Source organism: Rhizobium quercicola, assembly GCF_021168455.1.
Taxonomy (GTDB): domain Bacteria; phylum Pseudomonadota; class Alphaproteobacteria; order Rhizobiales; family Rhizobiaceae; genus Ferranicluibacter; species Ferranicluibacter quercicola.
Map to the genome: position 1 here is coordinate 42437 of NZ_JAJOZR010000007.1, position 19041 is coordinate 61477.

The window sequence follows — 19041 nt, forward strand, 5'->3', positions numbered from 1 at the left end:
CGGAAAGCGGACGCCGTAACGCGTGTTCGTCAAGACGCCTGCGGCAACGGCCGGATGGCACGAAGCAGATCTTCGGCCGTCATGCCCTCTCCGGCCTCGTGCCCCGCAGCGCCATGACGCCAGACGGCGCTCGCTGCCGCTTCGAAGGGCGGCATGCCCTGCGCCAGATGGGCGCCGACAATGCCTGCCAGCACATCGCCGGAGCCGGCTGTCGCGAGCCATGGCGGCGCATTGGCGTTGATCGCAACACGCCCATGCGGTTCCGCGATGACGGTGTCCGGACCCTTGAGGATGAGGACAGCGTTGCTCCGCGCGGCGGCCATGGTCGCGCGGTCGATCTTGGAAAGCGCCGTATCGCCGGCGAGGTCGGGAAAAAGCCGGGAAAACTCTCCGTCGTGCGGGGTGAGCACAAGGCGAACCGGGCCGCGGAACGCGTCGAACAGCGCCTGCGGATCCTCGCGAAAGGCGGTGATGCCGTCTGCGTCGAGCACCAGAGGTCGATCGCACAGCGCTGCGACAAAACGACGGACGCGCTCCGGTGCGCCAAAGCCGGGGCCGAGCACGAAAGCGTTCAGGCGGGTGTCCTCGATGAGGTCGGAGAGCATCGCGTCTGTGTCGACCGGCTTCAGCATGACCGCCGTCAGATGCGCGGCAAGGGTTGGCATGGCCTCCGTCGGTGCGACCATGGTGACCAGCCCGGCGCCGGCCGAAAGCCCGGCCGTCGCACTCATCCGGGCGGCGCCGCTGCTCGCCGCCGCCCCGGAGAACACGACGAGATGGCCGCGGCGATATTTATGAGCGCCAGGGTCGAGCGCCTTCACGGCGTCGCGCCAGAGCGCCGGCGTGTTCTCGACGAGGGGCGCCCGGTGCGACCGAATTATCCGGGCGGGAATGCCGATGTCGACAACCTCCAGCGCCCCGCACAATGTCCGACCGGGCAGGAGAAGATGTCCGGGCTTGCGTGCCATGAACGTCACCGTCTGCGCTGCCTGAAAACTATCCCCGAGCACCTGCCCGGACCGGCCATCGACGCCCGACGGCAGGTCGATCGCGATGACGGGCAGCGCCAGATCCGTTACCGCTCGCATCAGAGTCGCGAGCGCGCCCGAGACCGCGCGGGAAAGCCCGGCGCCGAACAGCCCGTCGATGACGACATCCCCGATCGCGGGGACATAGGCGCCGAGCGGCTGGCTGCGAAGCGGGACGGTGGCGAATGCGCGGGCAGCGTCTCCCGCAAGGCGTGCGCGATCGCCCATCAGGTAGACTGCAACGTCGGCACCGCTCCCGGTGAGGGCTTCGGCGGCGATCATCGCATCGCCGCCATTGTTGCCGACGCCGCAGAGGCAGACGAAGCGGGTCGCCGCGGGATAATGGCGCAGGGCCGACGCCGCGACGGCATAGCCGGCGGCTCGCATCAGCCCGAAGGACGAGAGGCCCGACGTGGCGGCGTCGCGATCCACCGCCGTCATGTCGGACGGCGTGAGAATCCACGATGCGATATCCGTCTCGACGCCCATCGTGCCACTCCCTCGGAAAACGTGATGCTCGTCTTACAGTGTAGGCGCGCAGGTCAGAAATCAAGCATCTCACAGGAATGCGTGTTGACCAATAACTGAGCATCTGCATATATTTGGCGCTCAAATATCATGCTGAAACGGACCGAATTCCTTCCGCAGTGCATCAAATTGCCGTAAACCGCTCTCAGTTCACAAGAAATAGGCATTCTCCTGCAATGATGGATCGGTTTGATGGCAACAGCTTCCGATCCGCGCATCTCCAAGGGAAATGCGTTGAGATTTTGAAGACATGGCATGCTAAATGCATATGGTGGGGCGAGCGGGGATTCCCCTGTTCCAACGGGAGAAGCGGAGAGACATTTTCTCATGAAAAAGGTCGAAGCGATCATCAAGCCATTCAAGCTGGATGAAGTGAAGGAGGCCCTTCAGGAAGTCGGGCTCCAGGGCATTACGGTAACGGAAGCCAAGGGTTTCGGACGGCAGAAGGGTCATACCGAACTGTACCGCGGCGCGGAATACGTCGTGGACTTTTTGCCGAAGGTGAAGGTCGAGGTGGTTCTCGCGGACGAGAATGCCGATGCGGTCATCGAGGCGATACGCAATGCCGCCCAGACCGGGCGGATCGGCGACGGCAAGATCTTCGTGTCGAATGTGGAAGAGGTCATCCGAATCCGCACGGGCGAAACCGGCGTCGACGCTATCTGATTTCATGCCGCCGCATTCGCGCGGCGGCTTATAACCGTCAGGGAAGGACATCTCCGATATGACGACTGCGAGCGACATCCTCAAGCAGATCAAGGAAAACGACGTCAAGTTCGTCGATCTCAGATTCACCGATCCCAAGGGCAAGCTTCAGCACGTGACCATGGATGTGTCCTGCGTCGATGAAGACATGTTCGTCGATGGCGTGATGTTCGATGGCTCCTCCATCGGTGGCTGGAAGGCGATCAACGAGTCCGACATGGTGCTGATGCCCGATGCGGCCACGGTGCATATGGACCCGTTCTTCGCCCAGTCGACCATGGTCGTCGTCTGCGACATTCTCGATCCGATCTCCGGCGAGGCCTACAATCGCGATCCGCGTGGCACCGCGAAGAAGGCGGAAGCCTACCTGAAGTCTTCCGGCATCGGCGACACCGTCTTCGTCGGCCCCGAGCCGGAATTCTTCATCTTCGACGACGTGCGCTACAAGGCCGATCCGTACAACACCGGCTTCAAGCTCGATTCGTCGGAACTGCCGTCGAATGACGACACGGCCTACGACACCGGCAACCTCGGCCACCGTCCGCGCGTCAAGGGCGGCTATTTCCCCGTGCCGCCGATCGACAGCTGCCAGGACATGCGGTCCGAAATGCTTACCGTGCTCTCCGAGATGGGCGTCACGGTGGAAAAGCAGCACCACGAGGTGGCGGCCGCCCAGCACGAGCTCGGCGTCAAGTTCGACACGCTGGTGCGCAGCGCCGACCAGATCCAGATCTACAAGTACGTCGTGCACCAGGTGGCCAACGCCTATGGCAAGACGGCGACATTCATGCCGAAGCCGATCTTCGGCGACAACGGCTCGGGCATGCACGTGCACCAGTCCATCTGGAAGGACGGCAAGCCGACCTTCGCCGGCGACGAATATGCCGGTCTTTCGGAAAACTGCCTGTTCTACATCGGCGGCATCATTCGCCACGCCAAGGCGATCAATGCCTTCACCAACCCGACGACCAACTCCTACAAGCGTCTGGTTCCCGGCTACGAGGCGCCGGTTCTGCTGGCCTACTCCGCGCGCAACCGCTCGGCCTCCTGCCGCATTCCGTTCGGTTCGGGCGCCAAGTCCAAGCGCGTGGAAGTCCGCTTCCCCGATCCGCTGGCAAACCCCTATCTGGCCTTCGCGTCCATGCTGATGGCCGGTCTCGACGGGATCCGCAACAAGATCCATCCCGGCAAGGCGATGGACAAGGATCTCTACGACCTGCCCGCCAAGGAGCTGAAGAAGATCCCGACGGTCTGCGGCTCGCTGCGCGAAGCCCTCGAAAATCTCGATCGTGACCGCAAGTTCCTCACTGCCGGTGGCGTGTTCGACGACGATCAGATCGATGCCTATATCGAGCTGAAGATGGCCGAGGTCATGCGCTACGATATGACGCCGCATCCGGTCGAGTTCGATATGTACTACTCGGCCTGATCTGCCGCGATGAAACGAAAAGGCCGGCGCCACCAGCGCCGGCCTTTTTCATGGCTTGAGGACCAGTTTTCCGGAGAGCCTTGCCTGCCGAGAAGGCAATGTGCTTTTCGGGGCATAACCGCCGCGCGTTCCCCGTTCGTCCCTTGATCTCGCGTCGTTTCCTCCCACATATTGAAGGAAAGGAATACGATCATGATGAAACAGAGAGATGCAAAGTTCCAGATTGGACAAGTGGTTCGCCACCGGCTCTTCCCGTTCCGCGGCGTGATCTTCGATGTCGATGCGGAGTACGCGAATACGGAGGAATGGTGGAACGCCATTCCGGCCGAAGTCCGGCCCGATCGCGATCAGCCCTTCTACCATCTTCTGGCAGAAAACGACGAGAGCGAGTATGTCGCCTACGTCTCCGAGCAGAACCTGATGTCCGACGAGACGGGAACGCCCGTCCGCCACTCCCAGGTCGAGACCTTCTTCGACCCGGAGACAATCGGCCAGTACAAGCCGAAGGCGGTCGTCACGCACTGACCGGCTGGCCGGATCGGCAAAAGCCTTAGACGAACGAAGCCCGGATCTCGCGATCCGGGCTTTTGCATGGAGCGATGGCCTGGGTCAGTTCTGCTTGGCAGCCTTCTGGGCTTCTTCCAGCTTCTTGCGGGCGTCTTCCGCCTTCTTCTGCATTTCTTCCTGCAGCAGGCGCTGGCGCTCCTGAAGCTTCGACTGCTCGATCGGCTCGCCATCGAACACGCCGGTGAAGCCTTCGAGCGACATCTTGATGGGGTTCGGTGCGCGCTGGAAGTTGATCGAGGTGAAGACCACCTCGCTGCCCTTCTTCAGGCTGGCAATCACGGCGTCGGTCAGAGGCGCTTCGGCTACGCACTTGTCGGGCATGCAGATGGCGTAGTCGAGCTTGATCGGCTTGCCGCCGTCGATCTGGACCTGGACGCCGGGCGGCAGCAGGCGCGCGGAGGGAACGGAGACCTGAAGGATCTTCCGGTTGACCTTGCCCTGCACGCTGATCAGGCCGGCTGCGGTGATGAGCTGGCCGTTATTGGCGGAGAGCAGGTTCTGCACGATGCAGACGTCGTTGTCTTCCTGCTTGGTGCAGACTTTGAACCAGCCCTGCGGCGGGCGCTGGGATGCCTGCTGCGCGAAAGAGGCCGACGGCATTGCAGCGACCGCGACGGCGCCGGCGAAAGCCGAAAGGGCGACTTTCTTGGTAAGGGTGGGCTTGAAGGTCATAACGATATCCGTCTCCTGAATTCCATCGTTTCTGCGGCTTGGGTGCAGCGCTCCTTGAGAGAGACGTGCAACATCACGTTCACTGCAGGATCGGTTGCGATCGTTCTGCGCGGGATCACGATCGATCCCGAGAACCACGCAAGCGAGCCCGCTCATCCCAATGTCGCTTGCTCATCCAGTGTCGGCTCGCTCGACCGTGGTCTGCTTGCTTGACGGGACGAGTGCTCGGCCGCCCGCTCCTCTGTTGGTCAATTGAGGCATTTACATGACCCGTCAAGTGGCGGTTCCCTCTCCTACAGCGTCACGCCCGCCTAATCCAGCCATGCCTGCGGAAAATAGCGGCTCGCGGCGCGAGATTTCGCAGAGAGGTCCACGCATGTCGGCCATTTCTAGGTCGGTCAGGTTCAAAAACCGGCTCGGCATGATAGGCTTGGCAGGAATCGTTTCTGGATCCGCTCGAACTCTTGCCGGGCCCGTCCGCATCGGAGAACCGCGTGCGCGCATTGTTTCTGGGCCTCGCCCTCTTCACGTCCCTGTCGGCCGCGAGCGTCGCTGTCGCTGAGCCCGTTCACGGCATTGCCATGCACGGGTCGCCGGCCCTGCCCGCCGACTTCAAGAATTTTCCCTATGTCGATCCGCAGGTGAAGAAGGGCGGACACATTTCCTATGGCGTCGTCGGCTCGTTCGACAACCTCAATCCCTTCATCCTGAAAAGCATGCGCACGACGGCCCGCGGCATGCTCGATCCGGAGTACGGCAACCTGATCTATGATTCGCTCATGACGCGCTCGCGCGACGAGGCGTTCTCGCTATACGGGCTGCTGGCCGAAACGGTGGAATGGGATGAGGACCGGACCTTCATCCAGTTCAATCTCAATCCGAAGGCCCACTGGTCCGATGGCCAGCCGGTCACGCCGGACGATGTCATCTTCACGTTCGAGATCTTCCGGGACAAGGGCCGCGTCCCCTTCGCGTCGCGGCTCGACAAGGTCGCCAAGATGGAAAAGGTCGGCGACCGCAGCGTTCGCTTCACCTTCAACGAGAAGAGCGACCGCGAATTTCCGCTTCTCATCGCCATGACGCCGATCCTGCCGAAGCACGCGACGCCGGTCGAGACCTTCGATCAGACGACCTTGACGTTCCCGATCGGGTCCGGCCCCTACAAGGTGGCGTCCGTCACGCCCGGCGAGCGGATCGTCTACGCCCGCGATCCGAACTATTGGGCAAAGGACCTGCCGTCCAAGATCGGGCAGGACAATTACGATCGCGTGTCCGTCGAGTATTTTCTCCAGGACAATTCGCTGTTCGAGGCCTTCAAGAAGGGCGAGATCGACATCTACCCGGAAGGCAGCCCCAATCGCTGGGCGCGCAGCTACAATTTCCCCGCGGTGCAGTCCGGCGAAGTCATCAAGGATACGTTCTCGCCGAAGACGCCCTCGGGCATGCTCGGATTCGTCTTCAACACCCGCCGGGCCATGTTCGACAACCCGAAACTCCGGCAGGGTCTCGCCCTCGTCTTCGATTTCGAGTGGGTCAACAAGAACCTCTATGACGGCGCCTACACGCGCACGCAGAGCTACTGGCAGAACTCCGGCCTCTCCTATCTCGGCCAGCCGGCCGACGACCGGGAACTGAGCCTGCTCGGCGATATCCGCAACCGGATCCTCCCCGGCGTGCTCGATGGCACCTACCGCCTGCCCGTCACCGACGCCTCCGGGCGGGATCGCAACGTGCTGCGCGAGGCGGTCACCTTGTTGCGCGAAGCCGGCTATACGATCCGTGACGGCCAGATGAAGAACGCCGACGGGCAGCAGCTCGCCTTCGAGATCATGACCCAGAACGAGGGTCAGGAAAAGATGGCGCTGGCCTATCAGCGCTTCCTGGCGGCGCTCGGCATTCGCGCAGGCGTCCGTACGGTCGATGATTCGCAGTACCAGCAGCGCAGCCAGTCGTTCGACTACGACATCATCATCAAGTCCTTCCCTTCCTCGCTCTCGCCGGGCATCGAGCAGCTCGGACGCTGGTCGTCGCAATCGCGCGACCGACAGGGCAGCGACAATTTCGCGGGCGTCGCCGACAAGGATATCGATACGCTGATCAACAACATCCTGCAGGCGCGGTCGCAGGAGGATTTCACCGCCGCCGTCCGCGCCCATGACAGGATGCTCGTCTCCAACTTCTACGCGGTGCCGCTCTATCACGTGGCGTCGCAATGGGTCGGCCGACACAAGCGCATCGGTCGGCCGAACACCGTTCCGCTCTACGGCTACAGCCTGCCCACCTGGTGGGATGTCGATGCGCAGACAGGCGCGTCACCGGCGCCGCCGCAGCCGGCTGGGCAGCCCGGCCAGCAGAGCCAGCAAGGGAAGTAACAAGCATGGAACACGTCACCATCGATGTCGTCTCGGATGTCGTCTGCCCCTGGTGCTATCTCGGCAAGGCGCGGCTGGACAAGGCCATCGCCGAGCTGGCGAACGAGGTCCTCGTCACCGTCAGCTGGCGCCCCTACCAGCTCAACCCGGATCTGCCGCCGGAAGGCGTGGATCACAAGGCGCACCTTGCGGCAAAACTCGGCGGAGACGCCGCCGTCGCCCGGGCACATGAGACCCTGACGGCGCTCGGACATGCAGACGGCGTGGCCTTCGACTTCGACGCCGTGAAGATCTCGCCGAACACGCTCGACGCGCACAGGCTGATCCGCTGGGCCCAGGCGGAAGGCGCCGACACGCAGGCCAGCGTCGTCTCCGGTCTGTTCCGCGCCAATTTCGAGGAGGGCCGCAATGTCGGCGACCGCGAAACGCTGATCGACATCGCCGAAGCCGGTGGCCTCGACCGCGCCGTCGTCAGCGCGCTGCTCGCCTCCGACGCCGACACGGCCGACGTCAAGACCGAGATCGACATGGCCCGCGACATGGGCGTGACGGGCGTTCCCTGCTTCATCATCGAGAGCAAATACGCCGTGATGGGCGCCCAGTCGGTCGAAGTGCTCACCGGCGCTTTGCGCGACATCGCCCAGATGAAGAATCAGGCAAACATCAACTGATATGGAGTGCCGGCCTCAGGTGGCGGTGATCCGGGCGATGGCCGCGGCATCGCCGGCCGAAGCCTGCTCGATCGCTTCCCTGCGCTTGTCCTGATCCTTGTCCTTCGAGCCGACGGAGGATCCGAAGTGGAAGCCGATCACGGTTGCGAATGCCGTCGAGAAAGCCCCGAGGATGATGTTAAAAACTGTCGAATTGGCCTCTGGGATGACCACGAAGGCCGTCATATAGACGAGGACGATAAATCCGCCCGTGATGCCGACGGACAGGACCGGATTCACCCAGACATGCCGCGCGTTGCGCGCCTGCTGTTCCAGATAGAAACGGCGCGCTTGCTCCAGCTTGTCGAACTCCGCGTCGAGACGTCGCAGCTTTTCGGACACCTCGTCCGAAGCCACGGGCGCCGGCCCCTTCTTTGCGATCAAGGCACCGATCTGTTCGACGAAACGCTCTCGGAGGGCGGGGTCCGTCTCGAAGCGATCGCGGACATCCGCGAGCGCCTCTTTCCCGGACGCCGATTTGAGAAAGGCAACCACATCGGCATCGAGCGTTCCGGATCGATCATCCGTCAGCGCCTTTTCGAGGCTCGGCACCATTGTCTTTGCAAGCACAAGCCACTCATCCATTGCCGCTCTCCCGCTTAACGAGAAGCAATGTCGCGCGACACCAATAGCGTGTCAATATCCTTATTCAGATATGTCTCACGAACACCACGTCATCCTTTTGCGATGCCCGCGAGTTGCGTCATCAGCATTGCGGCGCCGGCCAGTCGCTTCTCCGGCGTCGGATAATCGCGCTGGAAGAAGATACTCTGGTCCTGACGCACCTTGGCGAGCGTTCCCTGCTTGGCGATGTAGCCGACGAGGCCCGCGGGGTTGGGGAAATCGCGATTGCGGAAATGCACGACGACGCCCTTCGGTCCGGCGTCCAGCTTCTCGACATTCGCGGTCCGGCAGAGCGACTTGACGTAGACGATCTTCAGAAGGTGCTGAACCTCGATCGGCAAGGGCCCGAACCGGTCGATGAGTTCGGCGCCGAAGGCGTCGATATCGGCAAGCTCGGTGATTTCGCCGAGCCGGCGGTAGAGCATCAGGCGCAGATGCAGATCCGGCACGTACTCGTCCGGGATCATCACCGGCGTCCCGACCGAAATCTGCGGCGACCAGCCACTGTCGGTCACCTCTTCATCGCCCTTCAGTTCGGCAACCGCCTCTTCCAGCATCTGCTGGTAGAGCTCGAAACCGACCTCCTTGATATGACCGGACTGCTCGTCGCCGAGGAGGTTGCCCGCACCGCGAATGTCGAGGTCGTGGCTCGCGAGCTGGAAGCCGGCGCCGAGCGTATCGAGCGATTGCAGCACCTTGAGCCGCCGTTCGGCAGGCCCCGTCAGCGTCTTGTTGACCGGCAGCGTGAACAGCGCGAACGCCCGTACCTTCGACCGGCCGACGCGGCCGCGCAGCTGGTAGAGCTGCGCGAGACCGAACATATCGGCCCGGTGCACGATCAGCGTGTTGGCGCGGGGCACGTCGAGACCCGACTCCACGATCGTGGTCGACAGAAGCACATCGTACCGCCCTTCGTAGAAGGCGTTCATGATGTCCTCGAGCTCGGTCGCCGGCATCTGGCCATGGGCGATCGCGACTTTAAGTTCCGGAACATCGGATTGCAGGAAGGCCTGCACGTCGTCCAGATCGGCAAGCCGCGGGCAGACGTAGAAGCTCTGTCCGCCGCGATAATGCTCGCGCATCAGCGTCTCGCGGATCACGAGCCCGTCGAACGGCGAGATGAAGGTCCGCACGGCCATGCGATCGACCGGCGGCGTGGTGATCAGGGACAGCTCCCGCACGCCGGTCAGGGCCAGCTGCAGTGTCCGCGGGATCGGCGTTGCGGAAAGCGTCAGCACGTGCACGTCCGACTTCAGCTCCTTCAGGCGCTCCTTGTGCTTCACGCCGAAATGCTGCTCCTCGTCGATGATGAGAAGGCCGAGATTGGCGAAGTTGATGGCGCTGCCGAGCAGAGCGTGGGTGCCGACCACGATATCGGTCTTGCCCTCGGCCACCTCCTTCTTCGTCAACGCCAGCTCCTTGGAGCCGACGAGGCGCGAGGCCTGGGCCAGCCGGATCGGCAGGCCACGGAAGCGTTCCGTGAAGGACTTGAAGTGCTGGCGGGCGAGAAGCGTGGTGGGCACGACGACAGCGACCTGCACGCCGTTCATGGCCGCGATGAAGGCGGCGCGCAGCGCGACCTCGGTCTTGCCGAAGCCGACGTCGCCGCACACCAGCCGGTCCATCGGCCGCCCGGCACCGAGATCGTCCCGCACCGCCTCGATCGAGGTCATCTGGTCCTCGGTCTCGTCATAGGGGAAGCGCGCGGCAAATTCGTCGTAGATCCCTTCGGGCGTCGTCAGCACGGGGGCACGCCGGGTCAGACGCTGGGCCGCGATGCGGATGAGACCGCCGGCCATGTCCAGCAGCCGCTTCTTCAGCTTCGCCTTGCGGGCCTGCCACGCGACGCCGCCCAGCTTGTCGAGGATCGCATCGCTGCCCTCCGAGCCATAGCGCGAGAGAAGGTCGATGTTCTCGACCGGCAGATAGAGCTTGGCATCGTCGGCATAGACGAGTTCGAGGCAGGCATGCGGCGCGCCCGCCGCCTCGATGGTCCGCAGCCCCACGAACCGCCCGATCCCGTGCTCCGCGTGGACGACGATCGAGCCCTCGTCCAGACCGGCCACCTCGGCGATGAAGTCCGCGCCGCGCTTGCGGCGCTTGGAGCGGCGCACCATCCGGTCGCCGAGAATATCCTGCTCGCCGATGACGACGAGATCGCCGCTCTCGAAACCGCTCTCAAGGCTGAGGACGGCAGCCGCAGCCTCGCCGGCTTTCAGCTTGCCGACCTCGCCGAAGGACGCAACCGGCTTGATGTTGCCGAGCCCATGCTCCACCAGCACCTGGAGCAGCCGGTCGAGCGATCCCTCGGACCAGCCGGTGACGAGCACCTTGGCTCCCTTGGCGCGCTTGTCGGCGATGTATTTGACGGCCTGGTCGAAGACGTTGACGCGCTCGCCTTCCGGCGCGCTCTCGTTGGCGTTCTTTGCCCAGCGCACGCCGAGGCGCGCGTCGATGGTCACGACCTTGCGGCCCTCGCCCTCCGGTTCCGAGAAGGGCGACAGGCGAATGGCGTTGGCGCTGGCAAGGGCTGCGGAAAACTGGTCTGCGGTCAGGTAGAGTTGCTCCGGCGGCACCGGCTTGTAGGGCGTGCCCTGCGAGGCCTGATGCTTGCCCGCCCCCGAGTCGCGCCGCGCGTCGTAATAGTCGTGGACGAGCTTCGAGCGCTCGGCCGCGGCCTCCCGCACCACATGGTCCGTGACGATCCGGAAGCCCGGAAGGTAGTCGAACACGCTGTCGAGTGTGTCGTAGAATAACGGCAGCCAGTGTTCCATGCCGGCATAGCGCCGGCCTTCGGAGACCGCCTGGTACAGCGCATCGTCCCGGGTCGTCGCGCCGAACAGCGCCAGATAGCGCGTGCGGAAATGGCTGATCGTCTCCGGCGTCAGCGAAACTTCGCTCATCGGGTTGAGGTCCAGCGACCGCGCCTGCCCCGTCGTGCGCTGGCTTGCCGGGTCGAAGGACCGGATCGTCTCCAGCGTATCGCCGAAGAAGTCCAGCCGCACCGGCTCGGCATTGCCCGGGACGAACACATCGAGAATGCCGCCGCGCACGGCGAATTCACCGACCTCGCGCACCGTCGCCACGCGCTCGAAGCCGTTGCGCGACAGAAGGGCGGCCACGTCGTCCATGCGGATGTTCGCGCCCGGCCGGGCGGAAAAGGCGAGCCCCTCGATCACGTCTTTCGGCGCCATCTTCTGCAGCGCGGCGTTGACAGTGACCAGCACGATGGCTGGATGCGGCTTGCGGGCATGCGCGATCAGCGCGCTCAGCGCCGACAGACGCCGGGCGGAAACATCGGCGCTCGGCGAAACGCGGTCATACGGCAGACAGTCCCAGCCCGGAAGGGTCAGAACCGGAATATCGGGCGCGGCAAAGCCCAGCATCTGCTCGATATCGGCAAGCCGCTGCCCGTCGGACAGGATGTAGGCGACGGGACCTTCCGCACGCGCGATTTCGGCCAGCAGCAGCGGCTCGACGCCGGCCGGCACGGGCCCGATGGTGATCTCGCGCGCGACGCCTGCGATCTTCTTCTTGTCGAATCCGGCAATCATGCGGAGGGTCCTGTGGCCGCCGGCCCCGTCTGCGGCTCGAAATCCGGACGGTAGGCGGAAATGCGTGCGAAGAGCGGCGTGCGGAAATGGTCCGGCAGATCGCGTTCGCCCAGAATCCATTTCACGAGATCATTGTCTTCCTCGGCCATGATGCGCTCGAGTTCATCGAGATCGCTATCCGGCAGGTCGGCCAGCTCGTTGTCGGCAAATTGCCCGAAGACGAGATCCATCTCGCGCAATCCGCGATGCCACGCCCGGAAGAGGATCTTGCGGCGGCGCAGATCGAGATCGGCACTGGTGCGGGTGATGCCTGTCATGGACTGTCCCTCTTGCGGCGTGTGAGCGGTGCCGTGACCGTCGTTCGGGACGAGCCGAAATTGCGCCTTGCTGCCACGGTCCCGCCGCTCCTATAAACGCTGCACACCGACTTGTCAGCCTTGCCAAAGTCCGTTTCGTCAAGTGAAGTTCCCCGATGCGCCCTGCCCTTCTCGACCCGCTTTTCGCCTCGCTCGACACGCTGCCCGGCGTCGGCCCCAAAGTCGGCGAATTTCTTGCCCGACTGTTCAATCGAGACAGCGTCGAGGAGTGCCGGGTGGTGGACCTCCTCTTCCATGCGCCGCATTCCATCGTGGATCGTCGCCACCAGCCGGGCGTGATGAACGCGCTGGCGGGCGCCATCGTCACCATCAAGGGCCGGATCGATCGTCATCAGCCGCCGCCGCCCGGCCGCTCCTCCATGCCCTACCGCGTCTTCCTGCAGGACGACACCGGCGAGCTGGCGTTGACGTTCTTCAAGGTCAAGGGCAACTGGCTCGAGAAGCAGCTGCCGATCGACGACATCGTCATCGTCTCAGGAAAAGTCGACTGGTTCAACGGACGCGCGTCGATGGTGCATCCCGACCTGATGGTGCGTGAGGAGGACGCAGACAGCATGGCCCTGGTCGAGCCCGTCTACGGGCTGACGGCCGGCCTCTCGCCAAAGACGTTGCGGCGCACGATCGAGGCGGCGCTGGCGCGGATACCGAACGTCCCGGAATGGCTGGACGAAGCGCTTCTGGAGAAACAGGACTTCGTGTCCGTCCGCGACGCCTTCATCGCCCTGCACGAGCCGCGCGACGCCACGGACATCGATCCGCGCGCCCCGGCGCGGCGGCGGCTTGCCTATGACGAATTCCTGGCGGGCCAGCTTTCCCTCTCGCTCGTCCGCCAGCGCCTGCGCACTGTGCCGGGAACTCCGGTCAGGGCGACAGGCGCCCGAAGCGGGCCTGTCATCTCCGCTTTGCCCTTCTCCCTGACGGGAAGCCAGACGGCGGCAGTGGCCGACATTCTCGCCGACATGGCCCGCGAGGAGCGCATGCTTCGCCTTCTTCAGGGGGATGTCGGATCGGGCAAGACGGCCGTCGCGCTGATGGCGATGCTCGCAGCCGTCGAGGCCGGCGGTCAGGCCGCTCTCATGGCGCCGACGGAGATTCTGGCCCGCCAGCATTTTACGACGCTCAGCCGCCTCGCAGGCCCCGCAGGCGTCAGGATCGACGTTCTGACCGGACGGACGAAAAGCCGCGAGCGCGACGCCGTGCTGGAGCGGCTGGCATCGGGGGAAACCGATATCGTCATCGGCACGCACGCCCTTTTTCAGGATACGGTCTCCTATCATGGCCTGCTGCTGGCCGTGGTGGACGAGCAGCACCGCTTCGGCGTTCACCAGCGCCTGCGCCTGACCGCCAAGGGCGTGTCGCCGCACATGCTGGTGATGACCGCAACGCCGATCCCGCGCACGCTCGTGCTCGCCGCCTTCGGCGACATGGATGTCTCCAAGCTCACGGAAAAACCCGCCGGCCGCAAGCCGATCCAGACCGTGACATTGCCGACGGAGCGGCTGGACGACATCGTGGAGCGCCTGCGCGCGGCGATCGAGGAGGGCAAGAAGATCTACTGGATCTGCCCGCTGGTGGAGGAATCGGAACTCTCGGACCTCATGTCCGCCGATGAGCGCTTCCAGATCCTCGTCGCCCGCCTCGGGCCTGTCGCGGGCCTCATCCACGGGCGAATGGCCGGTCCGGAGAAGGACGCGGCCATGCTCGCCTTCACGAACGGGGAAACCCGCCTCCTCGTTGCCACCACCGTCGTGGAGGTCGGGGTGGACGTGCCGGATGCGACGATCATGGTCATCGAACATGCCGAGCGATTCGGCCTTGCCCAGCTCCACCAGCTCCGCGGCCGCGTCGGCCGTGGCGATCAGGCGTCGAGCTGCATTCTGCTCTACAAGGGGCCGCTCAGCCAGACGGCCCATGCCCGGCTGTCCATCCTGCGGGACACGGAGGACGGCTTCGTAATCGCGGAGGAGGACCTGAAGCTCCGCGGCGAAGGCGAACTGCTCGGCACGCGGCAGTCCGGCACGCCGGGCTTCCGTATCGCGAGCCTTGAGGCCCATGCGGATCTCCTCGAAATCGCGCGGAAGGATGCGGCCTATGTGATCGAGCGCGACCCCGATCTCACCACGCCGCGCGGCGAAGCCTTGCGCACGCTGCTCTATCTTCACCGCCGCGATGAAGCGATCCGCTTCCTGCGGGCGGGGTGACGATCAGGATTCGATGACGACCGGCGCGGGCTCGGCCGCCTTGCGGCCCTTGCGCGTTGTCGCGACCGCCCCGCCTTCGGGGGGCGTGACGAGCCCGACCGAGATCACCAGCTTTGCGGCATCCTCGGCACTCATGTCGAGCGGCACGATCTTGTCGCGCTGAACGAAGACGAGGAACCCCGCCGTCGGCACGGGCGTCGGCGGCATGAAGCACGCGACCATGTCGCGGCCCATCGCATCGAACTTGGAGGCGATCTCGCCCTTGGCATCGGTGGAGATGAACACCAGTGACCAGAGGCCGGCGCTCGGATACTCGATCAGCGCCGCCTTGTTGAAGGGAGTGCCCTGTTCTTTCAGCACCGTCTCGAAGATCTGCTTCAGGCTCTTGTAGAGACCGCGCACCAGCGGCGTGCGGTTCAGCACCTGTTCGCCCAGATTGACGATTGACCGGCCGATCAGGTTCTTGCCGAGAAAGCCGATGATGGTGATGACGATCAGCGCGATGAGAAGGCCGAAGCCCGGGACCGCGAAGTTCAGATAGCTGTCCGGGTTGTAGCGCGCGGGAATATAGGGCTTTACCCAGCTGTCGGCCCAGCGCACGAAGCTCCAGGTCAGCCACAGCGTGATGGCGATCGGCGCGCAGATGACCAGGCCGGCGAGAAAATTGTTTCGCAGGCGGGTGGCAAGGGAGATGCGCGTCGGAGCTTCGGTCATGCTGATTCCATCGGCACTCGGTTCGCGGCCGCACACGAATGATATGGCCTTGCCGCCGGGCGGACAATGGCAAAAGCTGCAGTGCAACCGCGCATGCTGCAGCTGCGCGGCGCGGCCGCTATTCGACGGTCACGGACTTCGCGAGATTGCGCGGCTGGTCCACGTCCGTGCCCATGAACACGGCGGTGTGGTAGGCCAGAAGCTGGATCGGCAGCGAGAAGATCATCGGCGCGATCAGCTCGTCCACGTTCGGCAGCACGATCGTGCTCATGGTCTCCAGCTTGGAGGCGGCCGCACCCCGTTCGTCCGTGATGAAGATGATCCGGCCGCCGCGGGCCGCGACCTCCTGCATGTTCGAGATGGTCTTTTCGAAGAACCGGTCGTGGGGGGCGATCACGATCACCGGCATGTTCTCGTCGATCAGCGCGATCGGCCCGTGCTTGAGCTCGCCGGCGGCGTAGCCTTCTGCATGGATGTAGGAAATCTCCTTCAGCTTCAGCGCGCCTTCCATGGCGAGCGGAAAACTGGTGCCGCGGCCGAGATACAGCACATCGCGGCACTTGGAGAGTTCCCGCGCAAGGCTTTCCATCTTCGGCTGGATGGCGTTGAGCACGCTCGCCATGATCCGCGGCATTTCGGCGAGATGGCGCACGAGCACGCGCTCCTCCTCGATCGAGATCGTGCCGCGCGCGCGCCCGGCCCCGACGGCGAGCGCTGCGAGCACCGCCAGCTGGCACGTGAAGGCCTTGGTGGAGGCGACGCCGATTTCCGGACCGGCGAGAATCGGGAAGACGGCATCCGACGAACGCGCAATGGTCGATTCGCGCGCATTGACGACCGCGCCGATCGTCAGGCCCAGATCCTTGCAGTAGCGCAGCGACGCCAGCGTGTCCGCGGTCTCACCTGATTGCGAGATGAACAGCGCTGCGGCGTCCGGCGAGAGCGGAATATCGCGATATCGGAATTCGGAGGCGACATCGATCTCGACCGGCAGCCGCGCGTAGCGCTCGAACCAGTATTTGCCGATCAGCCCGGCGAGATAGGCCGTCCCGCAGGCCGAGATGGCAAGGCTCGGGATGCGGGCGAAATCGATGGCCGAGGCAGCGGCGCTGACGCGGTTCTCCGTGAAATCGACGTAATGCCCGAGGGCGTGCGAGATGACCTCCGGCTGTTCGTAGATTTCCTTTTCCATGAAGTGCCGGTGGTTGCCCTTGTCCACCATGTAGGCGGCGGCGATCGACACCTGGCGCGGCCGCGTGACGCGGTTGCCGTCATGGTCGAGGATTTCGACGCCATCGGCCGTCAGCACCGCCCAGTCGCCATCGTTCAGATAGGTGATCTCGTTGGTGAAGGGCGCGAGCGCAATCGCATCCGAGCCGAGGAACATTTCGTGCACGCCATAGCCGACGGCAAGCGGCGGGCCGGAACGGGCGGCGAAGATCGTGCCCGGCAGGTCGGCGAAGAGGACTGCCAGCGCATAGGCACCGGTGACCGACCGCAGCATCGCCTGCATGGCCTGCTGGCCATCAAGACCGTCCCGCCGAAGCCTGGCGAGCAGCTGCGCGACGACTTCGGTGTCGGTCTGCGTCGAGAAGGAGGCGCCGTCAGCGATCAGCGTGTCCTTGATCTCGGAGAAATTCTCGATAATCCCGTTGTGCACGACGGCGACGCCATCGGTGAAATGCGGATGGGCATTGTTCTCGGTCGGCGCGCCATGCGTCGCCCAGCGCGTGTGCGCGATGCCGATCAGGCCGGGAAGAGGATCGCCCGCGAGCTTGGTTTCCAGGTTGAACAGCTTGCCTTCGGCACGCCGACGGTCGAGCTGGCCGTCATGGATTGTCGCCACGCCCGCCGAATCATACCCGCGATACTCGAGCCGCTTGAGGGCATCGACCAGCCTCTCCGCAACGGGCCGTGCCCCGACGATGCCGACGATGCCGCACATGAACTTCTCCGATATTTCGAGCCCAGACCTTGAGCCTCAAGCTGACTACTGTTTTTTGCGCCCGGAGCAACCGGCGTATCGTCACTTTCGGTGTCAGCCGGTAACGCCGCTTGGGATGGCCGGCTGCGTCAGGCCTTGCCGCTCTTGGCGGCCTTTTCGGCCAAATAGCGCTCGCGCAGCAGCTTCGCGCGGCCGGGCTTCACCGTCTGCCAGGCCCGTCCGAAGGCCGCGGAGTCGGCCGGCACATCGTCGGTGATGACGCTGCCGGATGCGACCAGCGCGCCGTCGCCGATCGTCACGGGCGCGACCAGCGAGGAGTTCGAGCCGATGAAGGCCTGCGCGCCGATGCGGGTGACGTGCTTGTTCACGCCGTCATAATTGCAGGTGATCGTACCCGCGCCGATATTGGTGCCCGCGCCCACGAAGGCGTCGCCGATATAAGTGAGATGGTTGACCTTGGCCCCCTCGCCGATCTCGGCCTTCTTGATTTCGCAGAAATTGCCGACCTTGGCATTCTCCCCGAGATGCGCCCCCGGTCGCAGCCGCGCATAGGGCCCGACGGTGGCGCCGGCCGAAACATGCGCGCCTTCCAGATGCGAAAACGCATGGATGACGGCATCGCGCTCCACCGTTACGCCGGGGCCGAAGACGACGTTCGGCTCGACCAGCACGTCCTGCGCGAGCTGGGTGTCGTAGGAGAGGAAGACAGTCTCGGGCGCGATCATCGAGACGCCGGAGACCATCAGCGCATGACGCCGGCGCGCTTGCCAGGCGGCTTCGATGGCCGCCAGCTCCGCCCGGTTGTTGCAGCCCATCAGCTCGGTCTCGGGCGCCTCGATGGCGATCGTGCGCGCACCGGCGGCGCGCGCCACCTCCACCGCGTCCGTCAGGTAATATTCGCCCTTGGCATTGGCATTGCCGATCGCATCGAGGAATTCGAGCGCCCGCGCGCCGTTCATGGCCATCAGCCCGCCATTGCAATAGGTGATCGCCCGCTCGGCCTCCGAGGCGTCCTTCTCCTCGCGGATCGCCAGCAACGTGTCGTTCTCGATGATCAACCGGCCGTAGCCTGTCGGGCGGGCCGTGTGAAAGCCGATGACCACGACATCATCGCCCGCCGCCAGCCGTGCGCGCGCGGCCTTCAGCGGTTCGGCGGTAATGAGCGGCGTATCCCCGAAGACGACGATCACATCGTCATAACCCGTCAAGATCGCATCCCGCGCTGCCAGCACGGCATGCCCGGTGCCCAGCCGCTCCGTCTGCAGATGCGTCGTCACGGCGAGATCGTCGCGGCGCGCGGCGGCGGCCACTGCCTCGGCATCCCGGCCCACCACGAGAGCGGCCGCCGCGATGCCGGCACCGGCAAGCGCCTCCATCACATGCGCGATCATCGCGCGTCCGGCGACGGGATGAAGCACCTTCGACATCGAGGACTTCATCCGCGTGCTCTCGCCTGCGGCAAGGACCACGGCAAGGCAGGTACGGGCGTCGGTGATGGTGGTGCTCATGGCGTCTCTCCCGGTCTCGTCCGGCCGGGTCGCCAGACGTCGTTCCAGCCTCATAGAGCAAAAGATGGGGTATTGCGAAGCAGAATTCCGCTGTCGCGCGCCTGCCG

General features: G+C 64.4%; 13 protein-coding genes and 1 pseudogene. 6 read left to right on the forward strand and 8 right to left on the reverse strand.

Features of this window, described 5'->3' with window-relative positions:
• Positions 1-29: 29 nt before the first annotated feature.
• Positions 30-1517, reverse strand: a complete 1488-nt coding sequence (locus LRX75_RS11895) for an NAD(P)H-hydrate dehydratase (protein ID WP_231814632.1) — start codon at positions 1515-1517, stop codon at positions 30-32.
• A 366-nt stretch (positions 1518-1883) separates the two neighbouring features.
• On the opposite strand from LRX75_RS11895, the gene LRX75_RS11900 reads away from it, so the two are divergent.
• The 3 genes from LRX75_RS11900 to hspQ all read left to right on the forward strand — a co-directional run bounded on the left by LRX75_RS11900 (position 1884) and on the right by hspQ (position 4215).
• Positions 1884-2222: a P-II family nitrogen regulator gene (locus tag LRX75_RS11900; RefSeq protein ID WP_092933760.1), complete on the forward strand. Its 339-nt coding sequence runs from the start codon at positions 1884-1886 to the stop codon at positions 2220-2222.
• A 58-nt stretch (positions 2223-2280) separates the two neighbouring features.
• Positions 2281-3690 (forward strand): type I glutamate--ammonia ligase, encoded by a 1410-nt coding sequence (glnA, locus tag LRX75_RS11905; protein WP_092983739.1) that lies wholly within the window; start codon positions 2281-2283, stop codon positions 3688-3690.
• Between the two features lie 195 nt (positions 3691-3885).
• On the forward strand, positions 3886-4215 hold the full coding sequence (hspQ, locus tag LRX75_RS11910) for a heat shock protein HspQ (protein WP_062474500.1): 330 nt from the start codon (positions 3886-3888) through the stop codon (positions 4213-4215).
• Positions 4216-4299: 84 nt separating this feature from the next.
• On the opposite strand, the gene LRX75_RS11915 is transcribed toward hspQ, so the two are convergent.
• On the reverse strand, positions 4300-4929 hold the full coding sequence (locus tag LRX75_RS11915; RefSeq protein WP_113151668.1) for an invasion associated locus B family protein: 630 nt from the start codon (positions 4927-4929) through the stop codon (positions 4300-4302).
• Between the two features lie 503 nt (positions 4930-5432).
• Here LRX75_RS11915 and LRX75_RS11920 point away from each other — a divergent pair.
• A pseudogene (locus tag LRX75_RS11920) lies at positions 5433-7232 on the forward strand (extracellular solute-binding protein); the annotation flags it as partial.
• Positions 7233-7306: 74 nt separating this feature from the next.
• Positions 7307-7972: a DsbA family oxidoreductase gene (locus tag LRX75_RS11925; protein ID WP_231814634.1), complete on the forward strand. Its 666-nt coding sequence runs from the start codon at positions 7307-7309 to the stop codon at positions 7970-7972.
• A gap of 15 nt (positions 7973-7987) precedes the next feature.
• Here LRX75_RS11925 and LRX75_RS11930 read toward each other — a convergent pair whose 3' ends face one another.
• The 3 genes from LRX75_RS11930 to LRX75_RS11940 all read right to left on the reverse strand — a co-directional run bounded on the left by LRX75_RS11930 (position 7988) and on the right by LRX75_RS11940 (position 12506).
• Positions 7988-8596, reverse strand: coding sequence for a hypothetical protein (locus tag LRX75_RS11930; protein WP_231814636.1), 609 nt, complete (start codon positions 8594-8596; stop codon positions 7988-7990).
• 89 nt (positions 8597-8685) lie between these two features.
• Positions 8686-12189, reverse strand: a complete 3504-nt coding sequence (gene mfd, locus LRX75_RS11935; protein ID WP_231814638.1) for a transcription-repair coupling factor — start codon at positions 12187-12189, stop codon at positions 8686-8688.
• Complete coding sequence (locus LRX75_RS11940) at positions 12186-12506, reverse strand: FAD assembly factor SdhE (RefSeq protein WP_113151673.1); 321 nt, start codon at positions 12504-12506, stop codon at positions 12186-12188. Before LRX75_RS11940 ends, mfd begins: the two co-directional genes overlap by 4 nt.
• 155 nt (positions 12507-12661) lie before the next feature.
• Between LRX75_RS11940 and recG the strand changes: the two genes are divergently transcribed.
• Entirely contained in the window at positions 12662-14767 is a 2106-nt protein-coding gene (gene recG, locus LRX75_RS11945; protein ID WP_231814640.1) for an ATP-dependent DNA helicase RecG, read from the forward strand.
• A 3-nt stretch (positions 14768-14770) separates the two neighbouring features.
• Here the strand turns inward: recG and LRX75_RS11950 are convergent, their stop codons facing one another.
• The 3 genes from LRX75_RS11950 to glmU all read right to left on the reverse strand — a co-directional run bounded on the left by LRX75_RS11950 (position 14771) and on the right by glmU (position 18934).
• On the reverse strand, positions 14771-15481 hold the full coding sequence (locus LRX75_RS11950) for a DUF502 domain-containing protein (RefSeq protein ID WP_231814642.1): 711 nt from the start codon (positions 15479-15481) through the stop codon (positions 14771-14773).
• Between the two features lie 118 nt (positions 15482-15599).
• The gene (glmS, locus tag LRX75_RS11955; RefSeq protein WP_231814644.1) at positions 15600-17426 is read right to left on the reverse strand and encodes a glutamine--fructose-6-phosphate transaminase (isomerizing); all 1827 of its coding nucleotides are present in this window, start codon (positions 17424-17426) and stop codon (positions 15600-15602) included.
• Positions 17427-17554: 128 nt separating this feature from the next.
• Positions 17555-18934: a bifunctional UDP-N-acetylglucosamine diphosphorylase/glucosamine-1-phosphate N-acetyltransferase GlmU gene (glmU, locus tag LRX75_RS11960; protein WP_231814646.1), complete on the reverse strand. Its 1380-nt coding sequence runs from the start codon at positions 18932-18934 to the stop codon at positions 17555-17557.
• Between the last annotated feature and the right edge of the window lie 107 nt (positions 18935-19041).